The organism is Anaerolentibacter hominis (assembly GCF_032380675.1).
Lineage (GTDB): Bacteria > Bacillota > Clostridia > Lachnospirales > Lachnospiraceae > Anaerolentibacter > Anaerolentibacter hominis.
Genome location: NZ_JAWDIX010000001.1, coordinates 1,511,395 through 1,524,949 on the forward strand (window position 1 = coordinate 1,511,395; position 13,555 = coordinate 1,524,949).

Annotated in this window: 16 protein-coding genes; all 16 read right to left on the bottom strand. The window is 48.1% G+C overall.

Annotated features, from left to right (window positions below; all coding sequences use genetic code 11):
* Positions 1–18 precede the first annotated feature (18 nt).
* The 16 genes from ABCW47_RS06985 to ABCW47_RS07060 all read right to left on the bottom strand — a co-directional run bounded on the left by ABCW47_RS06985 (position 19) and on the right by ABCW47_RS07060 (position 13,554).
* Positions 19–1,188 (bottom strand): sodium ion-translocating decarboxylase subunit beta, encoded by a 1,170-nt coding sequence (locus ABCW47_RS06985; protein WP_343209135.1) that lies wholly within the window; start codon positions 1,186–1,188, stop codon positions 19–21.
* A gap of 70 nt (positions 1,189–1,258) precedes the next feature.
* Positions 1,259–1,639, bottom strand: coding sequence for a biotin/lipoyl-containing protein (locus ABCW47_RS06990; RefSeq protein ID WP_343209136.1), 381 nt, complete (start codon positions 1,637–1,639; stop codon positions 1,259–1,261).
* A gap of 15 nt (positions 1,640–1,654) precedes the next feature.
* Positions 1,655–1,984, bottom strand: coding sequence for an OadG family protein (locus ABCW47_RS06995; RefSeq protein ID WP_343209137.1), 330 nt, complete (start codon positions 1,982–1,984; stop codon positions 1,655–1,657).
* A gap of 12 nt (positions 1,985–1,996) precedes the next feature.
* Entirely contained in the window at positions 1,997–3,433 is a 1,437-nt protein-coding gene (locus ABCW47_RS07000; RefSeq protein WP_343209138.1) for an acyl-CoA carboxylase subunit beta, read from the bottom strand.
* Positions 3,434–3,839: 406 nt separating this feature from the next.
* Positions 3,840–5,042, bottom strand: a complete 1,203-nt coding sequence (locus ABCW47_RS07005) for a D-alanyl-D-alanine carboxypeptidase family protein (RefSeq protein ID WP_343209139.1) — start codon at positions 5,040–5,042, stop codon at positions 3,840–3,842.
* 101 nt (positions 5,043–5,143) lie between these two features.
* A complete protein-coding gene (locus ABCW47_RS07010) occupies positions 5,144–5,560 on the bottom strand; it encodes a hypothetical protein (RefSeq protein WP_343209140.1) in 417 nt (138 codons plus the stop codon).
* Positions 5,561–5,599: 39 nt separating this feature from the next.
* A complete protein-coding gene (locus ABCW47_RS07015) occupies positions 5,600–6,079 on the bottom strand; it encodes a hypothetical protein (RefSeq protein WP_343209141.1) in 480 nt (159 codons plus the stop codon).
* Between the two features lie 38 nt (positions 6,080–6,117).
* Entirely contained in the window at positions 6,118–6,684 is a 567-nt protein-coding gene (locus ABCW47_RS07020) for an Rcat domain-containing protein (RefSeq protein ID WP_343209142.1), read from the bottom strand.
* Between the two features lie 214 nt (positions 6,685–6,898).
* Positions 6,899–7,711 (bottom strand): hypothetical protein, encoded by an 813-nt coding sequence (locus ABCW47_RS07025; RefSeq protein ID WP_343209143.1) that lies wholly within the window; start codon positions 7,709–7,711, stop codon positions 6,899–6,901.
* A gap of 41 nt (positions 7,712–7,752) precedes the next feature.
* On the bottom strand, positions 7,753–8,322 hold the full coding sequence (scpB, locus tag ABCW47_RS07030; RefSeq protein WP_343209144.1) for an SMC-Scp complex subunit ScpB: 570 nt from the start codon (positions 8,320–8,322) through the stop codon (positions 7,753–7,755).
* Positions 8,291–9,091 carry a segregation and condensation protein A gene (locus ABCW47_RS07035; RefSeq protein WP_343209145.1) on the bottom strand — a complete coding sequence of 267 codons (801 nt, stop codon included), beginning with the start codon at positions 9,089–9,091 and terminating at the stop codon, positions 8,291–8,293. Before ABCW47_RS07035 ends, scpB begins: the two co-directional genes overlap by 32 nt.
* Positions 9,076–9,972: a metallophosphoesterase gene (locus ABCW47_RS07040; RefSeq protein WP_343209146.1), complete on the bottom strand. Its 897-nt coding sequence runs from the start codon at positions 9,970–9,972 to the stop codon at positions 9,076–9,078. The genes ABCW47_RS07035 and ABCW47_RS07040 overlap by 16 nt, the downstream gene beginning before the upstream one ends.
* On the bottom strand, positions 9,959–10,708 hold the full coding sequence (locus tag ABCW47_RS07045) for a nucleoside/nucleotide kinase family protein (protein WP_343209147.1): 750 nt from the start codon (positions 10,706–10,708) through the stop codon (positions 9,959–9,961). The genes ABCW47_RS07040 and ABCW47_RS07045 overlap by 14 nt, the downstream gene beginning before the upstream one ends.
* Before the next feature lie 310 nt (positions 10,709–11,018).
* Positions 11,019–12,263, bottom strand: a complete 1,245-nt coding sequence (locus tag ABCW47_RS07050) for a D-alanyl-D-alanine carboxypeptidase family protein (RefSeq protein WP_343209148.1) — start codon at positions 12,261–12,263, stop codon at positions 11,019–11,021.
* A 146-nt stretch (positions 12,264–12,409) separates the two neighbouring features.
* Positions 12,410–13,039 carry a precorrin-8X methylmutase gene (locus tag ABCW47_RS07055; RefSeq protein ID WP_343209149.1) on the bottom strand — a complete coding sequence of 210 codons (630 nt, stop codon included), beginning with the start codon at positions 13,037–13,039 and terminating at the stop codon, positions 12,410–12,412.
* Complete coding sequence (locus ABCW47_RS07060) at positions 13,039–13,554, bottom strand: cob(I)yrinic acid a,c-diamide adenosyltransferase (protein WP_343209150.1); 516 nt, start codon at positions 13,552–13,554, stop codon at positions 13,039–13,041. The genes ABCW47_RS07055 and ABCW47_RS07060 overlap by 1 nt, the downstream gene beginning before the upstream one ends.
* Position 13,555: the final 1 nt, after the last annotated feature.

Sequence of the window (13,555 nt, forward strand, 5' to 3'; positions counted from 1 at the left end):
GTAAAAATTCAAATCTGTTTATACGATGCCGAATATCGCCATGAAGGTACCTGCCGCCACGGCCGTACCGATAACACCGGCCACATTCGGTCCCATAGCATGCATCAGCAGGAAGTTGGAAGGATCTGCTTCCGCACCCACCTTCTGAGATACTCTGGCAGCCATAGGAACGGCGGAAACGCCGGCAGAACCAATCAGCGGATTTACCTTGCCATGCGTAAGCACGCACATCAGCTTTCCTAGCAGCACACCTGCGGCCGTACCAAATGCAAAGGCAACCAGGCCCAGGATAACGATTTTGATCGTAGACCAGTTCAGGAACGCTTCCGCGCTGGTAGTCGCACCAACGGAGGTACCCAGCAGGATAACCACGATATACATCATCGCATTGGAAGCAGTCTCAGTAAGCTGTCTAACCACTCCGCTCTCTTTAAACAGGTTGCCGAGCATTAACATACCAACCAGCGGAGCTGTGGAAGGAAGGATCAGGCAGACAACGATTGTAACAACAACCGGGAACAGAATTCTCTCCAGTTTGGAGACCGGACGCAGCTGCTCCATCTTGATCTTTCTTTCTTTTTCAGTGGTTAACAGTTTCATAATCGGCGGCTGGATAATCGGTACCAGGGACATATACGAATATGCCGCCACGGCAATCGGACCCAGAATATCGGTCTGTCCAAGCTTCGTCGCCAGGAAGATAGAGGTAGGGCCGTCAGCGCCGCCGATGATGGCGATTGCAGCTGCCGCCTTGTCAGAGAATCCCATTGCCATAGCGCCGATATAGGCTACGAAGATACCGAACTGCGCTGCGGCACCTAACAGGAAACTCTTGGGGTTCGCGATCAGAGGACCGAAGTCCGTCATCGCGCCCACACCCATAAAGATCAGGGAAGGCAGAATCGCCCACTCGTCTAACTTAAAGAAATAATACAATAATCCGCCCGCATGCTCTACGGTTGCCCCATTTACAACTTCCGTCCAGGGCGCAGCCATAATGCCGGGATAAATATTAACCAGCAGCATACCAAAGGCGATCGGAATTAACAGTAAGGGTTCATACCCTTTCTTAATCGCTAAATACAGGAAAACACAGGCAACAATGATCATTACATAATTGCCGATTGTCAGATTGGCAAAAGCCGTCTGTTTCAGAAGGTTTCCCAGTGTTTCGATAATATATGACATTTTTCAACCTCCCATTTCACATTGTTTCTACAGAATATTATCCGTTGTTTGTCATCAACAATGGAAATGATTAGTTCATAGTAGCAATCACTGCTCCGGCCTCTACCATATCGCCTACTTTGCAGTCAATGCTGGCTACTGTGCCGTCCTTCGGGGCTACTACCGGGATTTCCATCTTCATGGCTTCCAGGATAATAACAGCGTCGCCGGCCTTTAATGCCTGGCCTACGCTGGCTTCTACTTTATAAATTTTACCAGCTGCGCCTGTTGAAACTTTAACGGAACCTGCGCCGCCTGCCGGAGCTGCTTTCGGGGCAGCCTTCGGTGCTGCGGGAGCCTTGGGAACTGCCTTCGGTGCAGCCGGAGCCGCAGCGGGAACAGAACCTGCTCCACCTTCTTCAACTGTTACATCATATACGTTTCCATTTACAGTAATTGTATAATTTTTCATGATCATTTCCTCCTATTATGCTTTCTTCCAATTGCTTTTCGATCTGCGGATTGATCTGACTACCAATCCTTCCGGATTTGTACCCGCCGCTGCAGCAACTGCTGCGGTGATAACAGCCACTAATTCCAGATCGTCACTTAACTCTTCTTCTACTGCTTCTGCCGGTTCCGGCAAAGTAGGTGTCTCAATGACAGGAGCCACTTCCGCCACATTTTTCTTATTCATCATCTTGGGGATGAAACCGAGGCAGTAGATAATCAGGCTGATAAATATTAATACTACGAATACAGTTCCCATACCGAGAAGCGTATTCAGCAGTGCTCTCTCTAAAACTTCAATGCTCATATGCTCACCTCATTAAACTGTGCCATGCTTTTTGGACGGACGGTTCTCTCTCTTCGTAAACAGCATCTCAAAGGTATAGATAAGCTGTGCTCTTACTTCGTCAGCCTCAATAATGCTGTCCACATATCCTCTCTTTGCAGCCGCCTCCGCACTTTCCTGAAGAGCCGCATATTCAGAAGCCCTGGCATCAATCACGTCCGCAGCTTCACCGCTGTACATAATGCCTGCTGCAAGTTTTGCATCCATCATGCCGATCTGGGCATTCGGAAGGGCAAATACCATATCTGCGCCAATATGTTTGGAATTCATGGAAACATAAGCACTGCCATATGCCTTGCCTGCAATTACATTAACCTTGGGCACGGTTGCATTTGCAAACGCATAGGTCAATTTTGCGACCGCAATAGCAATGGATTTTTCTTCTGCTTTTGTTGCTCTGTAGCCATCCACATTCGTCAGGGTAAGAACCGGAATATTGAACGCGTCACAGAACTCTACAAATTTCTCTGCCTTATAGCATCCCTTGGTGCTCAGGCTGCCGTCAAATGTCTCAACAGCTTTATAATTCTCATCCAGAACGGCTTTACGGTTGCCGACTGCGCCCACTGTAACACCGTTTAAACGGATAAATCCGGTAACCATCTCTTTCGCATACTCTGCCTTCACTTCTACAAACAGATTGTTATCGGAGATATCTTTAAATGCTTCTGCTGCATCATCTGCCTCTGCTGCGAATGCAGGAACCTGTCTGTTCAAATCATCCTGGCATTCATCATAGGAATCATCATCCTCATTGTTATTAGGAAGAATACTAACCAGCTGTCTCATCTGGGCAAATACTTCTGCTTCCTCTTCGCATATGAAGTCCACATTGCCGGCTGCAGCCTGGAACGCCGCTCCTGAAGTGTCTTCCTTCGCAATATGGTTCCCCTCGATTGCATTCGGAGAGTTCACAAATACTCTGGCATCTTTTCCCGCCATGAATGTAAAATCACACAGGGAAGAAGAAACGGCAACGCCGCCGCCGCAGGTTCCGAAAACAGCCATAATCTGAGGAATCACACCGGAAGCCATCGTCTGTTTTACATAAATCTGTCCAAACGCATCCAGAGCGTCCGTAGCCTCCTCCAGTCTCAGACCGGCACAGTCTACCAGGCCGATCACCGGTGCGCCGACCTTGCAGGCCAGATCATAAAGACCACAGATTTTCTTTGCATGCATCTCGCCGACAGAACCGCCCAATGCTGTTCCATCCTGGCTGTATACATAAACAAGACTGCCGTCGATCAAGCCATAGCCTGTAATTACGCCGTCCGCAGGAACTGCTTTCTGCTGTAAGTTAAAATCAGTGTTTCTCTTCGTAATAGCTGCACCGATCTCAACAAAACTATTGTCATCAAGTAAAGCTTCAATCCTACCCCTTGCTGACACTTGTGCTGTGTTACTCATTTTCAGCCCTCCAATTTCCTTTTTTTCTGGTCTCATCTTTCGGATGAGCCGTTTATAGCAGACAAAACAAACCAAAACGGCCGATTTGTCATAAAGTAAAACCAAATTTCTGCCGATTTTAATTGTATCTTATATTCGTTAAAAATTCAACAAATATTTTCCAAAGAATCCCGCTCTTATTCTGCCACATTTTCTTCGTCATAATCCATAAATCCAGTCAGTTCTGCCCGTTCACCTGCCTGAATTGAAAATCAGACAAAAAAAGAGGGAACAGATATTCTTTTCTGTTACCCTCTATTATAACGCTAACTTCTGGAATGAAAAGGGCTTCTTTCATAAAGAAAATTTACCCCGGAATAATCATTCCTTATGCTGTGCTCACCACCTATAAAGGTGGGAGTCTTATCTACTTCCATGATAAAAGCCACCGTGCAACAGTCTGTTTCAGACACCATCCATAGTCAATGGCTTTTACCTCCCCGGCAGTATAGATCGGAAATTCCCGGTAGAGCTCTCCGTTTATGTAGTAACAGGCCCTCCCTACCTGGCTGCCGGCTTCTACCGGAGCCTCCAGGGAAAGAGGAATCTGATAACGCACCTCTGCTGTTTCATCTTTTCGAAGCAGAAGAGAAAGTTCCGCGTCGTCACAGGCAAGTTCCACGCCTTCTTCCTGACCATTCAGTACCAGAACCGGTTCAAACTGTTTATCATGTTCGAAAATATCCGTCATAGTGAAGTTTTCCATTCCGTAGTCCATCAGTTTATCCGTATCCGTCCATTTGTAATTTTTGTTGGGCGGCCAACCGCTTCCCAGGACAGTAGAGACAAGCGTCTTTCCGTCCTTTTTTACCGCACCGGCAAAGCAGTAGCCCGCATTTCCGGTAAAACCGGTTTTGATGCCGATTGCCCCGTCATAAAGATACAGAAATTTATCCTTGTTGGTGACAGAAAAAGAACGGCCCTTGGTCAGCTCCGAAAATTGATAGGACGGAGTATTGGTAATCTCCAGAAACATCTCATTCTGAATGGCATAGCTGCCGATTCGCGCCAGGTCCACCGCTGTCGTATAGTGGTCCTCGTCATCCAGCCCATTCGGCGTTACAAAGTGGGTATCGGTACAGCCGAGTTCGGCTGCTTTCTGGTTCATCAGTTCGGCAAATCCCTCCACAGAGCCTCCCACATGCTCTGCAAGCGCCACCGCCACATCATTATGAGATTCCAGCATCAGAGAATACAGCAGATCCTTCAGCCGGTACTGCTCTCCCTCCACGATATTTAACTGAACATCCGGCATGGTGGATGCGTATTTGGATACCGTAACCACATCCTCCAGATCGGCATGCTCCAGGATTACCGTGCAGGTCATAATCTTGGTGGTGCTGGCCATAGCCATAGGCTCATACCCGTCTTTTTCATACAGCACCCGACCGGAATCCCCGTCCATCAGGCAGGCGGCCCTGGCGTAAAGTTTTTCCGGTTCTTTTATTTCAGTTTGTTCCTGCAATTCCCCGGCAGCATACGCCGTGGGATAGGGAATGACAGAAAACAGTATGATAAAAACAAGACAGAATAGTCCCGGAACACGGGACGAGAATTTTATAGTATTCAAAGAAAACACCCACACAAAAACATCTTAATTTATGTTTATTGTATGGGTGTGAGAATATGCCATAGAACCAGTATGAAGCACTATTTTGACAAGTGGGTATTTTACTTCTCTGATACCGGCCAGGTCAGAGAACGGATCAGCAGATAGGTAAAGCAGACCAGCAGAGCTGTCGGCCTGTTGAAAACCTGAAACATGGAAGATGGAAGTATGCCGGTAAGCGGCGTCAGAATATCCGGCACAACAGATACCGCAACCAATATGGCGGAAATCACAAAAAGCCCCCAGTTAACACAGGTTCTCCCTCTTTCCTTCCCTCTGCGGACAGACAGCAGATGGGGCACCGAGAGCAGCACTCCTGCCGATATGACAAGCAGGCTTAAGTATATATGATAAGGATATACCTGAAAAGAACGTGCCTGATAGACTTCGATGGCAGGAATCCAACGAAGCAGAGCTACCAGCCAGGCTAATAAAATAATTCCGTAAAGCGTCCAGAATAGTTTCTTCTTTGTACTCATAACAACACCTCCCCTGACAGCCGATCAGAACACACAGGATTAACTCCCGGACTGCTGCTCCTCCGGATCGGGCCTGGTACTGCATATGGAACGGCAGAACAGGTAAGAGCAGCACACAATAATGATCGGTGCGAAGTTAAAAGTCCCATTCAGAAATTCCGCAGCCGCGGCCGGCAGCAAATCATTCACCAGCCGGGGAACAAACGGAGCAAATACATAGTAGATCAGCACAAGCAGGCTTAGCAGTAACGAAATCCATTGTACCTGTACGCTCCGGTGACGGATACTGAGGGTATCCGCTTCCGTTCCATTGCCGTACAGTTCCATAACCGCTGACAGAATATCCGGAATGGATAAGAAAAGGCCGATGGACACATAGAGAAGATTAATCGGTATGGCATAAAGTCCTTTAAAGGATTTACTCAGCAGCCCGTTAAAATAGCTGATCCACTGGGAAACCACATACAGATAGAGGATAAAGAAAACACCGTACACTCCCCACAAGATTCTCTTTTTCATCGCCCGCACTCCTTTCCGTCAGACCTCACAACCGGCCGCTATCCCCACATAAACGGTATAATAAAACCAGCCTTTCCCTGAACATCCAGCACAATAGTTGCAAATAATGACAACGCCCTTAATCCTCCTGCAAGGGAAATCAGGGCAATGGACAAACTGGCCACTTTCTCCACCCTTCTGTAACAGTAGAGGAAATAAAATAATATAATCCCATAAAACACCACGAAATAGAACACTTCCAGGGCCAGAGCACCTGCCCCTCCCTGTCTGTACAGCTCCAGAAAATAATTTTCTTTATGTACAAAGAATAAAATCACGGCCAGAATGGTCAGTCCCCACTCGATTAAAACCTGGCGCCGGCCTCTTGGAATTTTATTTTCTCCTTTTGAAGAGATAAAAGCCGGGCTTTTATAACTTTTAGGCCTGTCCTCCTCCTTCGGCTGTTCCCTGTCTTTCACCTCACTTGGCATAAGATATTCTGCCATCTTAGAGCGTTTTTGATTGGGAACCTCTCCGGTTTGAAAGTCATAGCCGCAGGTATAGCACCGGTTAATTCCGGCACTGACTCTGCTGTGACAATTAGGACACTCTTTCCACTCGGACATGATACGTCTTCTCCTCTGCTGCAGTTTTGTATATAACAGACAATATCCGTTTTGTAATTCATATACTTTTGTTCATATTATACAATACTTTCCTACTGTTTGACAATAACCTTACACCTATTTCTCGACACGAATTATTTTCCGCAACAATGCCGGACAAGGCTGTTCCTGCCCTGTCCGGCATTGTTTAATCAATATGATAGATTGTCTGAAGTTAAAACAGACTCTCAAACAGGCTGTAAGGATCATTCAGATACATTTTAAGTACATTCAGACCATTTCTGAGCGAATCCGGCAGATAAAGCGGATAGGTAAAACAAATACACAGCAGAACCGCCAGCGCCACCACAGCCATGCAGATAAAAACAACATAGGGAAGCTGATCGTTGGAAAGGCCGCTCGCAGCCTTCAACGGCACGTTCAGCACACAGCAGGCAAGCAGATAACCGGCGGCAAAAACCACTATTCCCCAAAGGGGATGAATCATTCCGAACAAAGCTGCCAGCACGGTAACCGGAAGAAGTACTGCGCTGCGCACTGCTGTAACATGAATCATATTCACAAAGCCGGCCTTGCTCTTAAGCAGCCTTGCCGCGGCAAAGAACAACAGCGTAAGCATTGAACTGAACAGCAGAGAGAACAGAACCGTCAGAAAAAAGATCCGAAGCAGCGGGAAATCCATCCCGGCCGGCGTCTGTCCGTACCCCGAATAAAAGAAGGAGCTCAGATAGGACATGGCTTTAACGGCAATTCCCTCAAGTCTCCCGAAAACGATGATCATAAAACTGCCGGAGAAAAGGGCCTGTAAAAGAATTAAGATAACCGACGCTGACAGGTCGCCCCGCACCACATAGCGCTTTGTGCCGCTGACAGGAGCATTCAGAATCTCTGTCAGGCTGCTCCAAACCCTGTACAGGAGCCCGCGGGCAGGCCGTTCAGGTTCCGGAAACGGAGCATCCTTCTGTCTGCAGGAGCACTGCTCTCCCTCCGCCAGAGGCTTTCCACAATAGATACAATACTTTTCCATAGCCAAACACTTCCTTCCTGTTGTGCCGCACCGATTCCTGATCAGATATCCAGTTTCAGCTGTATCTCTTCCTCCGCCTCCGCTTTAAAATCTTCCACCTTCTCCGGGTTCAGAATCGGCAGTTCATCCAGCGATTTAAGCCCAAAGCTGCGCAGAAAATCCTCCGTGGTCTCAAATAATATGGGTCTTCCCGGCGCATCCAGCCGTCCGGCTTCCTGTATCAGATTATATTCAATCAGCTTGTTGACCGCATGATCGCTTTTCACACCCCGGATTGCCTCGATCTCACTTCTGGTAATGGGCTGTTTGTAAGCAATAATAGAAAGAGTCTCAAGCATCACTTCCGTCAGCATATGTTTCTTGGGAATATGTATCAGTTTTTTCAGATGGTCATACATCTCTTTCTTGGTACAGAGCTGGAAGGAATCATTCAGTTCAATAATACAGATTCCCCTGTCTTCCTCCTCGTACCGGTCCATCATATTCCGTATCAGTTTTCTCGTTGTGTCTGCGTCCTGCTCAATGGCTGCCGCAATCCGGTTTGCCGGGACCGCCTCGCCCATTGTAAACAGAATTGCTTCAATTACTGCTTCCAGCTTCTTTCGTTCCATATTCTGAATCCTCTGTCTTCTCTGTCCGGTATTCGATGTAGATTTCATCGAATAAATTATTCTGTGCCAGGTAAATCATGCCGCTTTTCATCATTTCCAGAACGCACAGAAAGGTTACCACGACCTCGGTGCGGTTTTGCTGCCGTTCCAGCAATTCCCTGAATTTCAGACGACGGTTTTCCCGGCAGTAATGCACCACATAGTCCATCTTTTCGGCTATATTCACTTCTTCCCGTTCAATTCTTCCGAATTTGCTGCGGACCGGGTCTATTTTGTCCGTCTGCCGCTTCATGATCATATGAAATACATCATAGAGACGCAGAATATCCACATCGCTGTTGGAGATCACTTCCTGCGCGCTGACCGTTTCCTTATTCTCCGCCACTTCCTCAGGAATAGAAGCCCCTTTGTAGAAATGAAAGGACGCTTCCGCCTGCTTGTCCTTCAGCTCATAGGAAATGTATTTATACATTTTATATTCCAGCAGCCGTTCCACCAGCTCCTGGCGGGGATCTTCCAGTTCACCGTCCTCCGTCTCCTGGGCCGGGAGCAGCATCTTCGCCTTAATATTCAGGAGGGTGGCTGCCATGAGCAGAAACTCACTCATCACATCCATATCCTTTCCCTCCATTTGGTTCAGATATTCCATATACTGATCCGTAATCATCGCGATCGGTATATCATAGATATTCACTTTATTTTTATCTATTAAATGCAGTAACAGATCCAGAGGCCCTTCAAAGGCCTCCAGTTTTACCGATATTGCCATTTTGCCGCCTCGTTTCTATCTGGTTTTTTCCTCACGGTCCCGTTCTCACACTCCCGGATCAGGCGTATAAATACCACCTCCGGATTGTTGTGCAAAAAGCGCAGGGACATGGTGTGACTGCCCAGCCCTCTGGAAAGAATCAGGGTAGATTTTCCCTCCTGGAATCTCCCATAATCATATTTTGGAAACGGGATATATTGAGGAGAAATCACACCTCCGATCAGGGGGAGCCGAAACAGTCCGCCGTGCATGTGACCGGACAGAATCAGATCAGCCCCCCACTGTGCATAGGCAGTATGAAAGACTGGATTGTGAGCCAGAAGGATCTGGTATACACCATCCTTTGGAATGCCGGCCAGCCGGTTCAGATAGGAGGGGTCCATCTGTATTTTCTTAAGTCTCTCATAGTATTCCGGTCCGATCTGAACGCCTGTGACCTGAATCTCATCCTCCCCCCGTCTGAGCATGACCGATTCGTTGATCAACAGGCGGATGCCCAGCTGCCGGCACTGGTTTAAAAAATCCCTGAACATTTCCTTCGCCGGGCCGCTGCGCTCCTCCATCTTAAGTTCATGATTGCCCATCCCATAGTAAACCGGATAGCCAGCATCGGTAAGCTTCTCAAACAGCAGCAGAGCATTCTCACGGCTGCACTTTTCACTGCCCACGATCATATCCCCGGCCGCCATGACATAATCCGGACCCACCGAACGCAGCGCATCCATCAGGGTTTCGTGCTCCGGCCCAAGAAGACAATTATGGACATCGGCAATAAGGGCCACCACCGCCCCGTGAAAGTGTTTCGGTATCCTGCTGCTTCTAACTTCATAAAAACTCCGGTCCAGTCTCATGCTGTGGCTGCCATCCTTATTTTTTCTCAAAATCACCGTCCGCCGTCAGCTCAAGTGTAAAATCCGCCTTCTGGCTTCCGGCAAGTGTTCTTCTCACATTCACACCGTCTCCGGTGAGATAAAATGCTTCCGCTTCCTCCCTGGTCAGCCCGCCCTTCATTTTGCGGTCAATCAGCCTGTCCTTTAACATTTCTTCTCTGGCGCTGATAAAGATGGAATAGTCGCATAAGTCCTTGATCCGGTTCCACTCGCCCTCTCCAAAGAGAAGCCAGTTTCCTTCCACCAGGATAATACTGCCGTCCACCAGAATCTGATCCTCCACCACATCATGAAGCTTGCGGCTGTAGATGGGCCACATCACATTTTCTTTTCTAAGTGCCACTATCTTCTTCGCAAACCGGGCCGCATCATAGGTCTCAGGGCTTCCCTTAACGCTCTTCATAGGCAGAACCGTACCGTCCTTTTGCGTCACGGTATGAGACAGGATGTAATCCTGATGATAATGAAACCCATCCAGCCCCACCGCCTGAATCTCCTGAAGCTCCTCATGTTCCCTGGACAGCCAGGTTAAGAAATTGACCAGCGTTGATTTGCCAACCGCGGGAGGCGCCGCCAGAAAGACAATCTGCCGTTCCTCTTTTTCTCTGTACCGGTCCGTCAAATTCCTTAACAACGGTAAAAAAATATCATCTATGTTTTCCTGGGTAAAACGTGCTGTGATATCCAGACCATTCACATCAAACTGAAACTCTTTCCAATGCTTCAAACCAAATCCTCCCTTTCTCTAACCTGCCCCAGCGTCAAAGCCCCGCTGTCGGTATCTGAATTCCTGATTTCTTACTATCTTAAAACATAATAACACATTAAGCAACTTTTAGATGGAAATATAGCAGAAAACAAAACGGGATGTCCCGACGAATCCACATCGAGGCATCCCGCTCTATTTCTATCATTACTTTACCCCTGCATATCGCAGGTTTACCTGCGATACTGCATAACAAACGCCGATAAGCTCCGCATATCGTCTTATTGTAAATAAGTAGTTTGAAACTGCTTTTGTTTCAAATTTTTCCCGCCTAACGTACCAGGAACTTCGTTCCCATCTTCACGATACAGTCGCCGTACGTCATCTCCGGTCTGTCCTCCGCCGCAAGAATATTAACCTTGCCGATGGAAACGCCGTTCAGAAAATATTCCACCGCACCGATGACATCCCCTTTATGGATGGGAGCTGTTAATTCCTCCGGCAGAGTAATTTTCTTGGTTATCTGATCCGGCTTTTCCTCTCCCACGCATACATAGGCGAAGTTTTCTTCGATTGCATAGGGAAGTGTTTCATCCAGCGCCTTTTTTACCTTGACAGGGCTGGCTCCCTCGAGGGCATTCTCATCCGCGTACGGCGTGGCGTTGGCAAAGCCGTAATCCAGCAGTTTGGCAGCTTCCGTAAACCGCACTTTATGATCCGGCGCCGCCATAATGACTGCAATCATATCAATACCGTCCCTAGCCGCCGTAGCGGACAGACAGTATTTTGCTTTGCTGGTGGAACCGGTTTTTAATCCGGTGATGCCGTTGTATGTACGTACCAGTTTGTTGGTATTGGTCAGACCGAATTCACTCTCACCCTTCTTAGTGACATGGGTGATAGAATCCATCCATACCGTCGAATAGTCGCTGATCTGGGGATGCTTTGTAATCAGTTCTCTGGACATCAGGGCCACATCGTATGCACTGGAATAATGGCCTTCTGTGATGTCGTCATCCAGACCGCAGCAATTGAGAAAATGCGTATTCTCCATACCCAGTTCTTTCGCCTTCTCATTCATTGCCGCAACAAAGCTTTCCTCTGAACCGGCGATAAATTCTGCCATAGCTACCGCCGCGTCATTGGCGCTGGCGATACTGATGCATTTGATCATATCATTGACGGTCTGGGTTTCAAAGGGCTCCAGATAGACCTGAGATCCGCCCATAGAAGCAGCATGTTCGCTGACCGCCACCTCATCTGTCAGAGAAATCTTACCGCTCTCCAAAGCTTCAAAAATCAGCAGCAGAGTCATGATCTTGGTAATGCTGGCCGGTATCAGCTGTTCATCCTTATTCTTTTCATACAACACGCGTCCGGTGCTTCCCTCAATCAATACAGCAGCCACTGCTGTTATTTCCATCTGAGGCTGACTGGCAGGAGCGTTTGTATCAGCTTTCGGCGCTTCCTCTGCCAGAACGTGCGCAGGTTCAAGCTGGCAGACATTTCCAAGCATCAGAACACAGACCATACCAATTGAAACTATTCTTTTTCGTATTCTTTTCCACTGTTTCATGCGTCTTTGACCTTCCCGGTGAAAAAACTGTTTTCTTTCACTGAGCTCCTAACTTACGCTGGCTGTTGTTACTATGTATATCAAAATAAGGGAAAGAATATGATTGTCATGCTGCAAAAACCTCTTCCGATGCGCGGTTTCTTTTCCTAGACAGGATTTCTCTTTAAGGTCTCATATAAAAGAGCGTTGCAGATGGCCGCAGCTACATTGCTCCCGCCCTTTCTGCCTTTAGCCACGATGTAGGGAACTCCCGACTGCATGATGATCTTCTTGGCTTCAGCCACATTAACAAAGCCCACCGGAACGCCGATCACCAGCTCCGGCCTGCGCCCCTTCTCCCGGATCAGCTCGTCAAGGCGGAGCAGGGCTGTGGGGGCGTTGCCCACCGCCAGGATAAGCGGACCCGGATATTCCATAGCCTTCTCCATGCTCACACTGGCTCTTGTAATTTCACGCTCCTTTGCCTCCCTGGCCACCTCCGGATCGGCCATATAACAGAGGGCGTTCCCGTGAAGTTTGTGGAGCGCGGCCTTATTGATGCCCGCCAGAGCCATATTCGTATCTGTAATAATGGCTGCGCCGTTTTTCAGTACCCTGACCGCATGAGGAATCACCCCCTCAGAAAAGCAGAGGGAGGATGCATACTCAAAATCAGCGGTTGTATGAATAACCCTCATAATCACCGGTTTTTCATCCGGTTTCAGTTCCCGGGGCAGTTCTTTTTCTATCAATTCAAAGCTGTGCCGTTCAATCTCCTCCGGCCTGCGGTACTCCATCAGTATTCAATCCCCTTTCTGGCCTGTATTCCCTGCTCATAGGGATGTCTTATCTTTTTCATCTCGGTAATATAGTCAGCCATGTCCACAAAGTACGGATCGGGGTCCCGCCCGGTCAGAACCAGTTCCGTCTCACGTTTATGTGCCTCCACAAAGTTCTGAACCAGTTCACGGCTGACCATATCATGCTGATAGGCCGAGAAGATTTCATCCATCACAACCAGAAAAACCGGCATCTTCGCTATCCTCGAAGCAGCCTTTCGGATCGTCTGATCATGCATCTGCCTGGCCTGTTCCCGCTCCTTCTCCCCCATCTCCCAGGAAAATCCAAGATCGGTTGCATTCCTGTAGATATATACATTGGAAAACCGTTTTAAAGCCTCAATCTCCCCGGCAAACCGTCCCTTCATAAATTGCAGCACCAGCACCGGCCTGCCATAACCCGCCATGCGCAGAGCCAGCCCCATCGCCGCCGTCGTCTTTCCTTTTCCATCTCCGCAGTAAACATGAATCATA

Coding starts and splice junctions, on each gene's coding strand:
- ABCW47_RS06985 (WP_343209135.1), bottom strand. CDS start 1,188: ATGTCATATATTATCGAAACACTGGGAAACCTTCTGAAACAGACGGCT.
- ABCW47_RS06990 (WP_343209136.1), bottom strand. CDS start 1,639: ATGAAAAATTATACAATTACTGTAAATGGAAACGTATATGATGTAACA.
- ABCW47_RS06995 (WP_343209137.1), bottom strand. CDS start 1,984: ATGAGCATTGAAGTTTTAGAGAGAGCACTGCTGAATACGCTTCTCGGT.
- ABCW47_RS07000 (WP_343209138.1), bottom strand. CDS start 3,433: ATGAGTAACACAGCACAAGTGTCAGCAAGGGGTAGGATTGAAGCTTTA.
- ABCW47_RS07010 (WP_343209140.1), bottom strand. CDS start 5,560: ATGAGTACAAAGAAGAAACTATTCTGGACGCTTTACGGAATTATTTTA.
- ABCW47_RS07015 (WP_343209141.1), bottom strand. CDS start 6,079: ATGAAAAAGAGAATCTTGTGGGGAGTGTACGGTGTTTTCTTTATCCTC.
- ABCW47_RS07020 (WP_343209142.1), bottom strand. CDS start 6,684: ATGTCCGAGTGGAAAGAGTGTCCTAATTGTCACAGCAGAGTCAGTGCC.
- ABCW47_RS07025 (WP_343209143.1), bottom strand. CDS start 7,711: ATGGAAAAGTATTGTATCTATTGTGGAAAGCCTCTGGCGGAGGGAGAG.
- scpB (WP_343209144.1), bottom strand. CDS start 8,322: ATGGAACGAAAGAAGCTGGAAGCAGTAATTGAAGCAATTCTGTTTACA.
- ABCW47_RS07035 (WP_343209145.1), bottom strand. CDS start 9,091: ATGGCAATATCGGTAAAACTGGAGGCCTTTGAAGGGCCTCTGGATCTG.
- ABCW47_RS07050 (WP_343209148.1), bottom strand. CDS start 12,263: ATGAAACAGTGGAAAAGAATACGAAAAAGAATAGTTTCAATTGGTATG.
- ABCW47_RS07055 (WP_343209149.1), bottom strand. CDS start 13,039: ATGGAGTACCGCAGGCCGGAGGAGATTGAACGGCACAGCTTTGAATTG.
- ABCW47_RS07060 (WP_343209150.1), bottom strand. CDS start 13,554: ATGATTCATGTTTACTGCGGAGATGGAAAAGGAAAGACGACGGCGGCG.